Origin of the sequence: Bradyrhizobium sp. SUTN9-2 (genome assembly GCF_003122645.1) — a bacterium.
Lineage (GTDB): Bacteria > Pseudomonadota > Alphaproteobacteria > Rhizobiales > Xanthobacteraceae > Bradyrhizobium > Bradyrhizobium yuanmingense.
In genome coordinates, this window is record NZ_LAXE01000001.1 from 5,250,126 (window position 1) to 5,264,984 (window position 14,859).

General features: G+C 64.6%; 14 protein-coding genes. 2 read left to right on the top strand and 12 right to left on the bottom strand.

Going from position 1 to position 14,859, the window contains the following annotated elements:
* Positions 1-150: 150 nt before the first annotated feature.
* Both XF30_RS24435 and glsA read left to right on the top strand, forming a co-directional pair.
* Complete coding sequence (locus XF30_RS24435) at positions 151-2,226, top strand: TRAP transporter permease (RefSeq protein ID WP_109144076.1); 2,076 nt, start codon at positions 151-153, stop codon at positions 2,224-2,226.
* Between the two features lie 21 nt (positions 2,227-2,247).
* A complete protein-coding gene (gene glsA, locus XF30_RS24440; protein WP_036001126.1) occupies positions 2,248-4,095 on the top strand; it encodes a glutaminase A in 1,848 nt (615 codons plus the stop codon).
* Between the two features lie 131 nt (positions 4,096-4,226).
* Here the strand turns inward: glsA and XF30_RS24445 are convergent, their stop codons facing one another.
* The 12 genes from XF30_RS24445 to XF30_RS24500 all read right to left on the bottom strand — a co-directional run bounded on the left by XF30_RS24445 (position 4,227) and on the right by XF30_RS24500 (position 14,798).
* On the bottom strand, positions 4,227-4,529 hold the full coding sequence (locus XF30_RS24445; protein ID WP_036022497.1) for a nucleoside triphosphate pyrophosphohydrolase family protein: 303 nt from the start codon (positions 4,527-4,529) through the stop codon (positions 4,227-4,229).
* Positions 4,530-4,557: 28 nt separating this feature from the next.
* Positions 4,558-5,085: a carboxymuconolactone decarboxylase family protein gene (locus tag XF30_RS24450; protein WP_036001128.1), complete on the bottom strand. Its 528-nt coding sequence runs from the start codon at positions 5,083-5,085 to the stop codon at positions 4,558-4,560.
* Positions 5,086-5,672: 587 nt separating this feature from the next.
* Entirely contained in the window at positions 5,673-6,032 is a 360-nt protein-coding gene (locus XF30_RS24455; protein ID WP_109144077.1) for a Zn-ribbon domain-containing OB-fold protein, read from the bottom strand.
* On the bottom strand, positions 6,029-7,165 hold the full coding sequence (locus tag XF30_RS24460; protein ID WP_109144078.1) for a thiolase family protein: 1,137 nt from the start codon (positions 7,163-7,165) through the stop codon (positions 6,029-6,031). The genes XF30_RS24455 and XF30_RS24460 overlap by 4 nt, the downstream gene beginning before the upstream one ends.
* Positions 7,166-7,322: 157 nt before the next feature.
* Positions 7,323-8,522: a CaiB/BaiF CoA transferase family protein gene (locus XF30_RS24465; RefSeq protein ID WP_109144079.1), complete on the bottom strand. Its 1,200-nt coding sequence runs from the start codon at positions 8,520-8,522 to the stop codon at positions 7,323-7,325.
* A 124-nt stretch (positions 8,523-8,646) separates the two neighbouring features.
* Positions 8,647-8,853 (bottom strand): hypothetical protein, encoded by a 207-nt coding sequence (locus XF30_RS24470; RefSeq protein WP_036001140.1) that lies wholly within the window; start codon positions 8,851-8,853, stop codon positions 8,647-8,649.
* A gap of 121 nt (positions 8,854-8,974) precedes the next feature.
* Complete coding sequence (locus tag XF30_RS24475) at positions 8,975-10,144, bottom strand: acetyl-CoA acetyltransferase (protein ID WP_109144080.1); 1,170 nt, start codon at positions 10,142-10,144, stop codon at positions 8,975-8,977.
* Positions 10,145-10,203: 59 nt separating this feature from the next.
* Positions 10,204-10,854, bottom strand: coding sequence for a bifunctional 4-hydroxy-2-oxoglutarate aldolase/2-dehydro-3-deoxy-phosphogluconate aldolase (gene eda / locus XF30_RS24480; RefSeq protein WP_192893238.1), 651 nt, complete (start codon positions 10,852-10,854; stop codon positions 10,204-10,206).
* A 25-nt stretch (positions 10,855-10,879) separates the two neighbouring features.
* On the bottom strand, positions 10,880-11,854 hold the full coding sequence (locus XF30_RS24485) for a sugar kinase (protein ID WP_036022494.1): 975 nt from the start codon (positions 11,852-11,854) through the stop codon (positions 10,880-10,882).
* A gap of 24 nt (positions 11,855-11,878) precedes the next feature.
* Positions 11,879-12,865: a D-erythronate dehydrogenase gene (gene denD, locus XF30_RS24490; RefSeq protein ID WP_036022474.1), complete on the bottom strand. Its 987-nt coding sequence runs from the start codon at positions 12,863-12,865 to the stop codon at positions 11,879-11,881.
* 87 nt (positions 12,866-12,952) lie between these two features.
* On the bottom strand, positions 12,953-13,888 hold the full coding sequence (locus XF30_RS24495) for a carbohydrate ABC transporter permease (protein WP_036022472.1): 936 nt from the start codon (positions 13,886-13,888) through the stop codon (positions 12,953-12,955).
* Entirely contained in the window at positions 13,881-14,798 is a 918-nt protein-coding gene (locus XF30_RS24500) for a carbohydrate ABC transporter permease (RefSeq protein WP_192893440.1), read from the bottom strand. The genes XF30_RS24495 and XF30_RS24500 overlap by 8 nt, the downstream gene beginning before the upstream one ends.
* Positions 14,799-14,859 lie beyond the last annotated feature (61 nt).

Sequence of the window (14,859 nt, forward strand, 5' to 3'; positions counted from 1 at the left end):
TCCGCGGTGGGATTCCCCCAGAGGAGAAAGCCCTCACCCGGCGCTTCGCGCCGACCTCTCCCGCACGCGGGAGAGGTTGAGCGCGCGGCCAGAGCGGTTCAAACAACTGCCGTTTGCCTGATTGCGTTCACCAGCCCACGCGCGGGATCGATGATGTCCTCTTCCACTTCCACCGTCCCGCAAGACGAGCCCAAGCGCGTCGTGTTCGATGATCCCCATGGCGCCGCCGGTAACATGCAGGAAGCGGAAGTCACGCGCGTTCGCACGTTGCGCGGCGCGTGGCGCTGGACGCTGATCGTTGCGACCGCCGCGACGATCCTGCTCTGCATCAACCAGCAATTCTCGCTGCGCTTCTTCGTCGGATACACCCAGCTCAACACGGAATATTTCTATCTCCTGATCGCGTTGATGCTGCCGTTCACCTTCCTGATCTTTCCGGGCACCGGACGCGCGCCGCTCGACCGCGTTCCCTGGTATGACCTCGTCCTGTTCGTCGTGACCTTCGCGGCGGCGCTCATGCTGATGGTTAACGTGCGCAAGGCGGCGGAGGCCGGCTGGGAATTCGGCGGCGCGCCCAACACAGTGATCGCCGCAGGCCTCGTGATGTGGGTGATGCTGATGGAAGCGTTGCGCCGAACCGGCGGCTGGAGCCTGCTCCTCAGCGTTCTGCCCTTCACTGTCTATCCCCTGTTCGCCGAAGCCCGCTGGCTCGGGCCGTTTCGTGGCACGCAATCGACGCTCGAACAGGCGACCGCCTATCACGTGCTCTCGGGCGAGAGCCTGCTCGGCATCCCCATCCAGGCCTTCGCCGACACCGTGATCGGCTTTTTGGTGTTCGGCACCGCGCTGATGATGACGGGCGCCGGAAAGTTCTTCATCAACCTGGCCTTCGCGCTGTGTGGCACCTTTCGCGGCGGCGCGGCAAAAGTCTGTATCTTTGCCAGCGGCCTGCTCGGCATGATGTCGGGTTCGATCATCTCCAACGTGCTCACCGCCGGCACCATGACCATCCCGGTGATGAAGAAGAGCGGCTTTCGCGCCTCCTATGCCGCCGCGATCGAGGCCTGCGCCTCGACCGGCGCCGTGCTGGCGCCGCCAGTGATGGGTGCGACCGCTTTCGTGATCGCCCAGTTCCTCAACGTCAGCTACGCCGATGTCGCCCTCGCCGCAATCATTCCGGCCGTGCTCTACTACGTCGGCCTCTTCATGCAGGTCGACGCTTACGCGGCGCGCCACAAGCTGAAAGGTATTCCCCGCGCCGAGCTGCCGCGGATCATGGATACGATCAAGGACGGCTGGTACTACGTCTTCGTCATCGCGCTTCTGATCGTGATGCTGCTCTACTTCAAGCGCGAGAGCCACGCGCCGTTCTACGCCACCGCGCTGCTTCTCGTGCTCAACCAGTTCTTCTCGAAGGACACGCGCTGGACATTTGCGACGATCGGCAAGTTCCTAGAGGTCAACGGCCGCACCTTCGTCGAGCTGGTCGGCATCCTCGCCGGCTGCGGCCTGCTGATCGGCGCGTTCTCGATGACGGGCGTGGTGTCGAGCCTTGCCAACGACCTCCTGCACATCGCCGGCGACAATGCCTTCCTGCTGCTCGGCATGTGCGCCCTCACCAGCCTCATTCTCGGCCTTGGGCTGACGACGACGGCCTGCTACATCTTCCTCGCCATCCTGGTCGCGCCTGCGCTGGAGAAGCTCGGGCTCAACCGCATGGCCGTGCACATGTTCATCTTCTATTGGGGCATGCTGTCGTCGATCACCCCGCCGGTCGCGATCGCTTCCTTCGCAGCTGCCGGCATCGCCGGATCGCCGGCCATGAAGACCGGCTGGGAATCGATGTGGGTCGGCAGCATCATCTATTTCCTGCCGTTCTTCTTCGTGCTCAATCCGGCGCTGGTGCTGCAGGGCTCGAGCCCCTATCTCGCCGGCCTCGGCCTGATGGGCCTCGCTGCCTTCGGCACGCTGTTCATCTGCGGCGGCATCCAGGGCTACCAGCCTTTCGTCGGGGACTTGCGCGGCACAGGCAGCCTGGAATGGCCCATTCGCGTGCTGCTCGTGATCGGCGGCTTCGTGGTGGCGACCCCCGGCGGCGGCATCATGCCGTTGTCGCAGATGCAGGTGACGTTGCTCGGCCTTGGCATCCTGCTGCCGACGATCCTGATCGCGCTTCTCTTGGTCCGGCGCCCGCCTGTGATGCCGGACGGGTTGCGCGTGCTCTGATTGCGTTGCACAAGGGAGGCGATGAAACCGCTCTCGCCTCTCGCCACCGCCTGGACTCGCTCGAAGCCGCCCTTGCTGCGGTTTCTGGACAATTGCCTCAGCGAATTCTCCGCCGAAACGTCGGGCCATGTCGCCGATTACATTCCCGAGCTCGGCAAGGCGGACCCTGCCTATTTCGGCATCAGCCTGGCGACGCTTGACGGCCATGTCTATGAAGTCGGGGACAGCCGGGTGCCCTTCACCATCCAGTCGATGTCGAAACCCTTCGTGTTCGCGCTGGCGCTGGACCTGCTCGGCGCCGGCAAGGTCGAAGGTGCGATCGGCGTCGAGCCCTCCGGCGATCCCTTCAACTCGATCCGGCTCAATTCCGAGAACCATCCGTTCAACCCGATGGTCAATGCCGGCGCGATCGCCTGCACCGGGTTGATCTACGACAGCAAGGGCGCGGAGGCTTTCGAGCAGATCCGCCTTGCGCTCAGCCGTTTTGCAGGCCGCGACCTTTCCGTCGACGACGCCGTCTATTCTTCCGAGAGCCAGACCGGCGACCGCAACCGCGCCATCGGCTATCTGCTCAAGACCAACGCGGTGATCTCGGACAACGTCGCCGGCGTGCTCGACGTCTATTTCCGGCAATGCGCCGTGCTGGTGACCGCGCGCGATATCGCGGTGATGGCGGCAACGCTCGCCAATCGCGGCATCAATCCGGTCACCGGCGAGCAGGTGCTGAGCGCCTACGCGATCTCGCGCACACTTTCGGTGATGACGTCGTCGGGCATGTACGACTATGCCGGCGAGTGGATCTACCGCATCGGCATCCCCGCCAAGAGCGGCGTCGGCGGCGGCATCCTGGCCGCGCTCCCTGCCCGCCTCGGCCTCGGCAGCTATTCGCCAAAGCTCGACAAGCACGGCAACAGCGTGCGCGGCATCAAGGTCTGCGAGGCGCTGTCCTCGCATTACGACCTGCACATGCTCAACCGCAGCGACGACGCACGCAACGCCGTCATCGCCGACTACGACATCGGCAAGAGCCCGTCGCGCCGCGTGCGCCGCCCGCAGGAGCGCGAGATCCTGGCGGCCCACGAGCAGGAGGTGCGCATCATCGAACTGGTCGGCACGCTGTCGCTGTCGGCGGTGGATTACGTCTCGCGCCGGCTCGCGGGACGACCGCGGCCGCAATTCGTGATCTTCGATCTCCACCGCGTGACCTCGACTACGCGGGCCGGCGCACGACTTGTGGCCGAAGCGTTCGAGGAATTGGCCGCGCTGAATGTCACGGTGGTCTTGTCGGGCGTCCGGCGCGCCTCCAAGGAATGGAATACGTTACGCGAATGGACCGCTGAGCTGAAGAACGTGCGCGATTTCTATCTGCTCGACACTGCGATCGAATGGGCCGAAGACCAGATCGTCTATCGCTACGGCGGCTCGATCGATTTTCACGAGACCACCGAGCTAGCCGAACAGCCGCTGCTGACCGGGCTGAGCGAGGAAGAGCTGACGGATCTCGCCTCGCTCTGCACCATCAGGACCTATCAATCCGGCGCCAAAATCCTCACGGCCGGCGACCCCGCCGATGCCCTGTACTTCCTGCGCAGCGGCGCTGTGCACGTCACCTTGCCCGATGGCGTCAGGCTGGCTACGCTCACCGCCGGCATGGCGTTCGGCGAGATGGCGCTGCTGGAACAAACCCGCTCCGCCGACGTGTTCGCCGACATGGCAGCGACGGCATGCGAGGTGCCGCTGAAGGATTTCGAGCGCTTCCGCAAGCAGCACCCCCGCGCCAGCGAATGCATCATGCGTAACCTGGCCCAGCTTCTGGCCGATCGCCTGATCGTCGCCAACGCCAAGGTGGATATTCTGACCTCGACGTGAGCGGTTCATGCGCAACAGATCGTCATGCCCGGGCTTGTCCCGGGCATCAACGTTCTTCGTGCTGCGCGGCAAGTCGTGGATGGCCGGGACAAGCCCGGCCATGACGCCGGAGCTCCCAGCTTTCACTTGCTCTACCGGCTCGCCGCTTCGCTGATGCGTCGCCTGATCTTGGCGGCACTGGCGTTGAGCAGCGCGGACGGCTGCTGGCCGGTGGCGGCGCACAGGCAGGCCCAGTAGTAGACGACATCGCCAAGCTCTTCGACGAGACCGGCCTTGTCGAGCCAGTCGTCGCGCAGGAGCTTCTTGATGTGCTCGGCGACCTCGCCCGCCTCAGCGGCAAGGCCCAGCCCGAGATAAGACAACCGCTCGTTCGACGGATGCTCGTCGACTTTGGCAATGGTTGCGGCCCAGGCCGCATATTCATCGATTGTCATGAGCATCCCTCGCAAGCCGAGCTTTGGATCAGCCCACCACTTCGGTGACGGGCTGGAGGTCGATCTCGAACGTCTCCAGGAATTTTGACGTCATGATGTAGAAGCCGACCGAGAGCTGGAGCTCGACCAGCGCCGCTGGCGTCAGCTTCGATGCGATCGCCTTGAAGGTCGCATCCGTCGGCTTCGTCAGCTTCACGATCTCGTCGGTGAAGGCGAGCGCGGCGCGCTGCACCTCGTTGAAGCAGGATGCGGCCTGCCAGTTCTCGAGCGCCTCGTTCTGCTCGTCGGTGACGCCGACATTCTTGCCGATGCGCTTGTGCGCGACGATCTCATAGGGTGCCTCGCACAGGATGCCGGTACGGGTGATCGCAAGCTCGCGCACGATGGGGTCGAGCTCGCCCTTGTGCCTGATTGCGCCCCCGAGGCGGCAATATTGCTCAAAGTAACTCGGCGAATGCGCCATCATCCGGAAGATGTTGGCATGGCGGTTCTTGTCGAGGATTTCGCGGGTGCGGTCGGATGCCTTGGACGGGTCGCTGTACTGAATGCGGGCCATGATTTTCCTGAAGTTTCCCTGATCTTTTGATGCTTTTTGTCGCCATTGGCGAAGGTTCCCGAAGACTCTATTCGCGTGGGGACGCACGAGCAACATCATCGAGTCAAATTGCCGCCGCATTGCTGATCGACCCTGACACAGTCGATATTCGCCGCGGGGGGACAAATCGCGGCGGATACTCGCAAGGGGTGTTCCGAGTAAAAACAATTGGCCGTCGTAAGCGCTCACCGCGCAACGATGAGTCATGCCCAAGTCTAGGGAGAAAACGGCATGAAGGAAGCCACCAAGGGGGCAGCCTCGGGAGCGCTCGCGCATATGCTGGCGGTGACGGCGATGCTCGTCATCGCCAGCATCTTGTTCTACGGGCGTTGAGTTCGAGTTTAAGCGTTTTCGTCATTCCGGGGTGGCTCTCGCACAAGCCAAGCCCAGAATTCCCGTTCCAGGCTCGGTCGCATGACCGCCCCCGAATGACGGATCCCTCGGTTGGCGTGTAGCCCGGATGAAGCGCCGCGCAATCCGGGAAGTCTGTCCGCGAGGTGCGAATCCCGGATTTCGCTGCGCGCCATCCGGGCTACATTCGCGTTTCCCTATTTGGTTTTGGCAAAGAACGGCACCAGCTTGCCGGCAAAGGGCTTGAAGCTCGCAATGACCGAATCGCCGATGGCGAGGTCATTCTCGCCGTGGGCCATCATGCGAAAACCCTCGGCGCAATCGACCAGCAGGATGTTGTAGGGCACGTGCGCGCGCGTCTCGGGCGTTGCCGCGCGGCAGACCAACGAGGTCGCATACACCCTGCCCTTGCCACTGGCGCGCTGCTCGCGCGTGTCCGATTCGCCACAAGCTGCGCAGAAGGCCCGATGAAAATACTGTACATGCCCGCATGCGGTGCAGGCCTGGTAGGTGATGGCCTCTTCGCCCTTGATCCAGTCCGCTAGACGCTCACTCATCGCACCCGCTCCAGGAACATGCTGACGTGAGACGACAGCACGCCGCCATCGCCGTGCAGCAGTACAATCGAGGCGTCGCGGACCTGGCGGCTAGCTGCCCGCCCCGTCATCTGCAAATGCGCCTCGACGAGATGCGCCATGGCGCCGGCGACGCCGCAATGGCCGTAGCTGAGCAGGCCGCCATGGGTGTTCAGCGGCATCGCGCCGTCACGGCTGAAATGGCCGGCGCGCACGCGCGCGGCCGCCTCGCCGCGGCCGGCGAGACCGAGGTCTTCCAGCAGCATCGCGAGCGTGATCGTAAAGCTGTCGTAGATCGCGGCGTAGCGCACGTCGGAGATCGCGAGACCCGTGGCCGCCTTTGCACGCGCGATGGAGATCTCGGCGCCAAGCTCGCTGAGGGCGGGCGCTGCCGTGACATGCTGATGCGTGTGGGCCTGGGCGCAGCCGCGGATACGCACGCCCGCTTCCCCGGTTCGCTCGCGGCTGACAACGAACGCCGCGCCGCCGTCGGAGACCGGGCAGCAATCGAGCAGCTTGAGCGGCAGCGCCACTGGCTTGGAGGCCATGACGTCGGCGACATTGATGGGATCGTGGAATTGCGCGCCGGGATGGGTGCAGGCGTGGGCACGCATCAGCACCGCGAATTCGGCGAGATCCTCTTCGGTCACGCCGTATTCGTGCATGTATCGGTTGGCAACGAGGCCGTAATAAGCGGGAATGGTCGGTCCTAACGGCACCTCGTAGTCGGGATGGCCGACCTGCGCCAGCGCCTGGATCGAGGCATCGCGGCTCTGCCCGGTGAGCCGGTTCTCGCCAGCGACCACCAGAACGTTCCGGCAGACACCTGACGCGACGAGATGATGTGCAAGCATCGTCATCGCAAGACCCGTGGCGCCGCCGACCTGGACGGCATGGGCGTAAGACGGGCGGATACCAAAATGCTCGGCGAAGACGGTGGCGAGCATGATGTGCGGGGAGACGGTGGAGTAGCCGCAAAGGATGCCGTCGATCTCGGTGCGCTCGAGGCCGGCATCGTCGAGCGCGGCTTGCGCGGCCTCGCTCATCAGGTCGAGCGAGGACGAGCCCTCGTGCTTGCCGAACGACGTGAGGCCGACGCCGGTGATGAAGCTCATGGTGCCATTTCTCCACCGTCATTCCGGGGCGCGACGAAGTCGCGAGCCCGGAATCCATCGAACGGCATGTGCGGAGGATGAATGGATTCCGGGCTCGCGCCCAAGTGGGCGCGCCCCGGAACGACGGATGAGAGAAGCGTGGTCATCTGCACTCCCCCTACTCCGGTGCGTCACGCGTGACGCCGTCGCGCACCATGGCTGCGATCTCGTCAGCGGAATAGCCGATCTCGCGCAAGATCTCGGCGCCGTGCTCGTTGAGCCGCGGCGCCAGGCGTACCGGCTCGGCTTCGGTCTCGGACCAGGTCGCCGTCACTTTCATGCTGCGGATCGGACCTTCGGCCGGATGGGTCACCACCGGGAAAAAGCCGGTCGCCTCCAGATGCTCATCGTGCAGGATCGAGGCGAGATCGTGCATCGGCATGACAGGCACGTCGGCTTTCGTCAGCAGGTCGATCCATTCCGCCGTGGTCCGCGTCTCGAAGATGCGGGCGAGCTCGGCATACACCACATTGATATTGGCGGCCCGGCCGGCGAAGGTTGCAAATTTGGGATCGGCGCGCAGGTCGTCGCGCCCCGTGGCCTTGAAGAAGTTCTCCCACTGCTTGTCGTTGTAGACGATGACGCTGAGATAGCCGTCCGAGGTCTTGTAGGGCCTGCGGTCGCGCGAGAGATGGCGGGCATAGCCGCCCTTGTCGAGCGGCGGCTCGAACGTGAGCCCGCCCATGTGGTCGCCCATGACGAAGCCGGCCATGGTCTCGAACATCGGAATGTCCAGACGCTGGCCGCGGCCGGTGCGGTCGCGGTGCACGAGGCTGGCGCAGATCGCGCCGACCGCGGTGAGGCCGACGATACGGTCGACGAGCGCGTTCGGCACGTAGCGCGGCACGCCGTCGCCGGTCTGCGCCATCAGCGCCGGCAGCGCCGTGGCGCCCTGGATCAGGTCGTCGTAAGCGGGTTTTGCGGCATAGGGCCCGTCCTGGCCGAAGCCGAACACGCCGGCATAGACCAGGCGCGGGTTGATGGCGGAGACGACGTCGTAGCCGAGCTGAAGCCGCGCCATCGCCTGCGGGCGGACGTTGTAGACCAGGACGTCGGCGTCCTTCAAAAGCCGCAGCACGGCTTCGCGCCCCGCAGGCTTCTTCAGGTCGAGGCAGATCGATCGCTTGCTGCGGTTGGTGTTGAGGAAAACCGGACCCATGCCGGCGTGACGCATTGGGCCGATCAGGCGGGTGACGTCGCCGTCCAGCGATTCCACCTTGATGACGTCGGCACCGTAATCGCCGAGCATTTGGGTCGCATAAGGGCCCATCAGCACGGTGGTCATGTCGACGACCTTGATGCCTTTCAGCGGCCCCATCGTTCGCTCCCGATTGCGCCGAGCCCAACTGCCCACGCGATTTCGGTCCAGCTAACGGCAGTGCCGCCGCTCGCGCAAGGGCGGGCGGCGTATGGCGGCATGCGCCGCGGGGCGACGTCGGCCGCTATTTCTTCTGACGGGATTCCCGGATCTTCAGGAGCCGGTCGAGTTCGTCATTCTGCTGGTTGATCCGGTCGGCGATGCGCGACTCGTTCTGCTCGCCGGAGGCGGCAGCGGCCTGCTCGATGAGCTGGCGGATATTGTCTTCGAGGATCGCGATACGATCGTTGAGTGCGTCCATCGACAGTGAATCTTCGTAGTTAGTGCTCATGATGCATTTCCCGCAAAATCAATCAGAGCATTAAGGGGGCCGCGCGAGCCCACCATGATCTAACGCAAAGAAATAAGGCGGGCATGGCGTCTGGCGCCTTTGCCCACCCTACAGGATCAAACTACTTCAGCGGCTCCAGGACGGAGACGTAGTTGGCGACGGCCGCGCCACCCATGTTGAAGATGCCGCCGAGCTTGGCGTTCTTGAGCTGCATGCCCTCGGGCGCCTGGCCCGCGAGCTGCATCGCGGTCATCACATGCATGGAGACGCCGGTGGCGCCGATCGGATGGCCCTTGGCCTTGAGGCCGCCGGACGGATTGACCGGCAGCTTGCCGTCCTTGAGCGTCCAGCCTTCTTTGATGGCGCGGGCGCCCTGCCCCTTCGGCGTCAGACCCATCGCTTCGTACTCGATCAGCTCGGCGACGGTGAAGCAGTCATGGGTCTCGACGAAGGAGAGATCGGACAGCGTGACACCGGCCTTCTCCAGCGCCCGCTGCCAGGCGACCGTGCAGCCCTCGAACTGCAGGATGTCGCGCTTACTCATCGGCAGGAAGTCCTGGGCGTGCGCAGTGGCGCGGAAGCCGATCGACTTGGTCATGCCCTTGGCCGTCTCGGCATCGGCCAGCACCAGCGCAGCGGCGCCGTCGGAGACCAGCGAGCAGTCCGTCCGCTTCAGCGGGCCGGCGACATAGGGGTTCTTCTCGCTCTCGGCGCGGCAGAAGTCGAAGCCGAAGTCCTTGCGCATCTGGGCGAAGGGATTGGCGACGCCGTTCTTGTGGTTCTTGGCCGCGATCAGCGCCAGCGCATCGGACTGGTCGCCGTATTTCTGGAAGTAGGAGCTGGCGATCTTGCCGAACACGCCGGCGAAACCGCCGACCGTGTCGCCGTCCTCAGGGAGGTAGGAAGCCTTGAGCAGGTTCTTGCCGATCTCGGCGCTCGGCGTGCGCGTCATCTGCTCGACGCCGACGACCAGCACAATCTTGGCCGCCCCTGCGGCAATCGCGCGCAGGCCCTGATGCACGGCGGCAGATCCCGTGGCGCAGGCGTTCTCGACACGGGTCGCCGGCTTGAAGCGCAGCTTGGGATCGGCCTGCAGTACCAGCGACGCCGTGAAATCCTGTGGCGAGAAGCCGGCGTTGAAATGGCCGAGCACGACCTCGTCGACATCACCGGCCGAGATGCCGGCATCCGCCAGCGCCTCATTGGCGACGCGGGTGACGAGGCTTTCGACGGTTTCGGTGTCGAACTTGCCGAACGGCGTATGCGCCCATCCGACGATGCTGGCGGTCATGTTCGTCTCTCCCTGAGGTCTTGTCCTGAGCTAAGTCTTAGCCCAGGGATGGCAAGACTTCACGCGGCTTTCAGCGCCTTGAGGGTCCGCTCGCAGATGGCAGTTATGCCGGCCCAGTTCCCGGCCCGGATTTCCGCCGTCGGGCACAGCCAGGACCCGCCGACCGCAACGACATTGGGTTCGGCCAGCCAGGTCGCGGCATTGGCCTCGCCCACCCCGCCGGTCGGGCAGAACCGCACGTTCGGGAACGGCCCGCCGAGGGCGCGCAGGCCCTTGATGCCGCCGGCCTGCTCCGCCGGGAAGAACTTTGCGACGTCGAAACCGTAGGACAGCGCCATCATCAGTTCCGAGGCCGTGGCAATCCCCGGCGCGAACGGCAATGAGCTGTCGGTCGCGGCCTTGAGCAGATCGGGGGTCAGGCCCGGGCTGATGCCGAACGCGACGCCGAGCTTCTCGACCCGGCTGAAGTCGGCCGGATTGAGGATGGTGCCGATGCCGACGACCGCCTCGGGGACCTCGGTCATCACCGCGCGCGCCGCCTCGATCGCAACGGGGGTGCGCAAGGTCACCTCCAGCGTGCGGACACCGCCGGCAACCAGCGCGCGCGCCAGCGGCACCGCATCCTGGATGCGCTCGATGGTGAGGACGGGAATGACGGTCGCAGCCTTGAACAGCGCGACGAGGTGGTTCTGTTGGGCAGCCGTGGTCATGGGTCTCGATTCATTTGGTCGCTGTCTAATTGTTGGCCTGGCGGGACGCCGCCGGCCGGTGCCGCTTCTTCGGCGGCATGGCATAGCCCGGAATGATGGCGCCGGGATAGCAGATCACGAGGCTGGCGAGCCGATGTCCTGATAGGGCCGCCTCCACCGGCTCGGCGCCGGCGAGCCGGGCCGCGATATAGGCCGCGGCGAAGCTGTCGCCGGCGGCGGTGGTATCGACCACGGGCTTGGTCATGGGCTCGGCGCGGACCTCGCTGGCGCCGCCGGGGTAGCGCAACAGGCTCACCGGCTCGGGCAGACGGAACACCAGTTCCGGGGTTGGGATGCGCGCCATCAGCTGGTCGTGACTTTCGCCAGGATGGAGGGCGAGCAGATCCTCGGTCGAGGTCAGCACGATGTCGGCGGCCGCGAAGGCGGTCGCAAACACCTCCCGCGCGATATCGCGGTCCGGCCAGCCGCGCGCGCGGAAATTGGTGTCGAACACGAAGCGAGTGCCGAGCAGGCGCGCGCGCTTGATGGCGCCGAACAGGCGCTCGCGCCCGGCCGCGTCGTAGATCGAGAGCGTGATCGCAGAGAGATAGACGACGTCGTAGCTCATCAGCGAGTTGAGCAGCTCGTCCGTCTCCGGCAGGCTCATCAGCTGGCGCGCGGCCGCACTGTCGCGCCAATGGAAGAACTGGCGCTCGCCCTTCGCATCCGTCTGGATCATGTAGAGGCCGGGCAGCTTGCCCGCGAGCCGCACGACACGCCGCGTGCCGACGCCTTCCGCATTCCAGGCAGCGACCATCTCGTCGCTCAGGGCGTCATCGCCGAGCGCGGTGAGATAATCGACCTTGACGTCCAGGCGCGCCAGATACACCGCCGTGTTGAGGGTGTCGCCGCCGAAGCCGCGTGAGTACAGGCCACCGCCCTGCCCCTGCCCGGCGGACGCGCCGCCCTGGGCCTGCCGCAGCTCGACCATGCATTCGCCGATGCAAGCAACGCTCGCCATCATCAGGGCCCGCTCAGTCCGAGCTCAGGCGACGAAATTGCCGCCGAGCTCGTCTTCGATGTGAATGCGGATGATATCGTCGAACGTCTTCTCGGCGGTGGTGAAGCCGAGTTCGCGCGACCGCCTGGCATCGAAATTGCGCGGCCAGCCGCCGACGATGCCGACGATGAAGGGATCGGGCTCGCGCTTGATGCGCGCGGCGACCTTCTCGCCCGCAACCCGCTTCAAGGCGGCGATCTGCTCGCCGACCGTGGCCGATAGGCCCGGCATGGTCAGGTTGCGGCGCGGGCCGACAGTGGCGAGATCCATGGTGCCGGCGTGAAGCAGGAAGCCGACGGCCGAGCGAGGCGTCGCGTGCCAGTGGCGGACGTCCTCGGAGACCGGGAGGATCGCTTCCTTGCCGGCGAGCGGTTCGCGCAGAATGTTGGAGAAGAAGCCGGATGCCGCCTTGTTGGGCAGGCCCGGCCGGATGCAGATGGTCGGCAGGCGGATGCCGATGCCGTCAAGGAAGCCGCGGCGGGAATAATCGGCGAGCAGAAGTTCGCCGATCGCCTTCTGCGTGCCGTAGCTGAGCAGCGGGGTATGGAAGAACTCGTCGCCGATCGCATCGGGAAACGGCGCGCCGAACACTGCGATCGAGGACGTGAACACCACGCGCGGCTTGTAGCCGCCGCCCGCAAGGCGGATCGCATCGAGCAGCATCCGCGTGCCGTCGAGATTGATGCGATAGCCCTTGTCGAAGTCGAGCTCGGCCTCGCCGGAGACGATCGCGGCGAGATGGAAGATCACGTCGGGGCGACCTGCGATCAGTTTCTCAGCCGCGCCCGGGACGGCGAAATCGCCCGAGACGGTCTCGACGGCAAAACCGGCCTGCTCCGGCTTCTTCGGCTCGACCACGTCATGCATGGTCAGCTTGGTGATATCGCTCTTGCCGAGCCGGCCGTCGCGCAGCAGCCGTTCACAGAGCTTGCGGCCGACCATGCCGGCGGCGCCGAGAACCAGAATGTGCAAGAGCTCAACTCCTTCTTATTGGCCGGACTTATTGGCCGGAGCGCGCCGCTCTTGAAACCATTGGCGCGCCCTCGGCAAGCCCCGCGATCATTCCTTCACGGCGCCGGTCATCGCCGACACATAATGCTCCACGAAGAAGGCGTAAAGGATCACGAGCGGCAGCGAGCCGGCCAGCGCGCCCGCCATCAGCGAGCCCCAGCGGTAGATGTCACCGTCCACGAACTCGTTCACGATCGCGACCGGCACCGTCTTGTTGCTGGTCGATTGCAGGAAGGTCAGGGCGTAGATGAACTCGTTCCAGCACAGCGTGAAGCAGAAGATGAAGGCCGAGATCAGGCCGGGAATGGCCAGCGGCACGACGATCTTGATCAGGATCTGCCAGCGGCTCGCCCCGTCGATCAGCGCGCATTCCTCGAGCTCGAAGGGGATGGTCTTGAAATAGCCCATCAACAGCCAGGTCGAGAACGGGATCAGGATGGTCGGATAGGTCAGGATCAGCGCCAGCGGCGAATCGAACAGGCCGTACTGATACACGACCGTGGCGAGCGGAATGAACAGGATCGACGGCGGCACCAGATAGGCGAGGAAGATCAGCCCGCCGACGAGATTGGCGCCCTTGTAACGCAAGCGCACGATGGCGTAGGCGGCGAACACCGAGGCGATGATCGAGAGCACCGTCGCGCAGATCGCCACATACATCGTGTTCCAGAGCCAGTACGGATAGTAGCTCTCGAACAGCAGCTTGTGGAAGTGCTTGAAGGTCGGATTCCAGGTCCAGAACGGATTGTACTTGTCGAGGTCGAGCAGCTGCTCGTCGGGCTTCACCGAGGTCAGCGCCATCCAGTAGAACGGGAACAGCAGGACGACGACGATGATCGCGAGCGGCAGGTACAGCGTCACCAGCCTGCGCGGCACCGACTGCAGATAGCTCATGCCCTCGCTGTGATCATCCTTCGCGACTGTCGGAGCCGAGCTATGCAGGACGGCCTTGAGATCGATCCGCGAGGTGGGGAGATCAGTCATTGTTTTCTCCCTGCTGCCACTTGCGACGCTGCAGGCCGAACCAGGACACCATGATGGCGGCGAGCAGGAACGGGATCATCGCACTGGAGATCGCGGCGCCCTCGCCGAGCTGCCCGGCGATGATCGCACGCTGATAGGACAGGGTCGCCATCAGATGAGTGGCGTTGACCGGGCCGCCACGCGTCATCGCCCAGATCAGCTGGAAGTCGGTGAAGGTGAACAGCACCGAGAAGGTCATCACGACGGCGATGATCGGCGTCAAGAGCGGATAGGTGATGTAGCGGAAATTCTGCCAGCGCGTGGCGCCGTCGAGCGTCGCGGCTTCATAGAGCGACGGCGAGACGGTCTGGAGGCCTGCGAGCAGCGTGATCGCGACGAACGGCACGCCGCGCCAGATATTGGCGAAGATCACGCAAATGCGTGCCCAGGTCGTGTCGCCGAGGAAGTTGATGTTCTGGTTGATCAGGCCGAGCTGCTTCAGCGACCAGGAGATGATCGAGAATTGCGAGTCGAAGATCCACCAGAAAGCGAGCGCGGAGAGCACCGTCGGAACGATGAAGGGGATGAGCACCATCGCGCGCAGCATCGCCTTGAACGGCATGTGCTCATTGAGCAGCAGCGCAAGGTAGAGGCCGATGCCGAATTTGAAGGCGCTGGCGACGAAGGTGTAGAGCAGCGTATTGAACACCGACAGCCAGAAGATGGAATCGTCCCACAGCCACTCGTAGTTCTCGAAGGCGATGAACTGTCCGACCCTGCCGATGCGCGTGTCCGTGAAGGACAGCCAGATGCCGAGCCCTAGCGGATAGGCCAGGAAGAAGATCAGGAACACCATGGCCGGCACCATGAACCAGAAGCCGAGCCAGTTGCGATTGTATTTGAGCTGGGTCCAGGCGCCAGCCTCGGTCATCTGAGGCTTGGCCCGGGGAATTGCGACATCAGCCATGCCCGATATCCCTGATCGAAATGTT

Coding starts and splice junctions, on each gene's coding strand:
- XF30_RS24435 (WP_109144076.1), top strand. CDS start 151: ATGATGTCCTCTTCCACTTCCACCGTCCCGCAAGACGAGCCCAAGCGC.
- glsA (WP_036001126.1), top strand. CDS start 2,248: ATGAAACCGCTCTCGCCTCTCGCCACCGCCTGGACTCGCTCGAAGCCG.
- XF30_RS24445 (WP_036022497.1), bottom strand. CDS start 4,529: ATGACAATCGATGAATATGCGGCCTGGGCCGCAACCATTGCCAAAGTC.
- XF30_RS24450 (WP_036001128.1), bottom strand. CDS start 5,085: ATGGCCCGCATTCAGTACAGCGACCCGTCCAAGGCATCCGACCGCACC.
- XF30_RS24455 (WP_109144077.1), bottom strand. CDS start 6,032: ATGAGTGAGCGTCTAGCGGACTGGATCAAGGGCGAAGAGGCCATCACC.
- XF30_RS24460 (WP_109144078.1), bottom strand. CDS start 7,165: ATGAGCTTCATCACCGGCGTCGGCCTCACGTCGTTCGGCAAGCACGAG.
- XF30_RS24465 (WP_109144079.1), bottom strand. CDS start 8,522: ATGGGGCCGCTGAAAGGCATCAAGGTCGTCGACATGACCACCGTGCTG.
- XF30_RS24470 (WP_036001140.1), bottom strand. CDS start 8,853: ATGAGCACTAACTACGAAGATTCACTGTCGATGGACGCACTCAACGAT.
- XF30_RS24475 (WP_109144080.1), bottom strand. CDS start 10,144: ATGACCGCCAGCATCGTCGGATGGGCGCATACGCCGTTCGGCAAGTTC.
- eda (WP_192893238.1), bottom strand. CDS start 10,854: ATGACCACGGCTGCCCAACAGAACCACCTCGTCGCGCTGTTCAAGGCT.
- XF30_RS24485 (WP_036022494.1), bottom strand. CDS start 11,854: ATGGCGAGCGTTGCTTGCATCGGCGAATGCATGGTCGAGCTGCGGCAG.
- XF30_RS24495 (WP_036022472.1), bottom strand. CDS start 13,888: ATGACTGATCTCCCCACCTCGCGGATCGATCTCAAGGCCGTCCTGCAT.
- XF30_RS24500 (WP_192893440.1), bottom strand. CDS start 14,798: ATGACCGAGGCTGGCGCCTGGACCCAGCTCAAATACAATCGCAACTGG.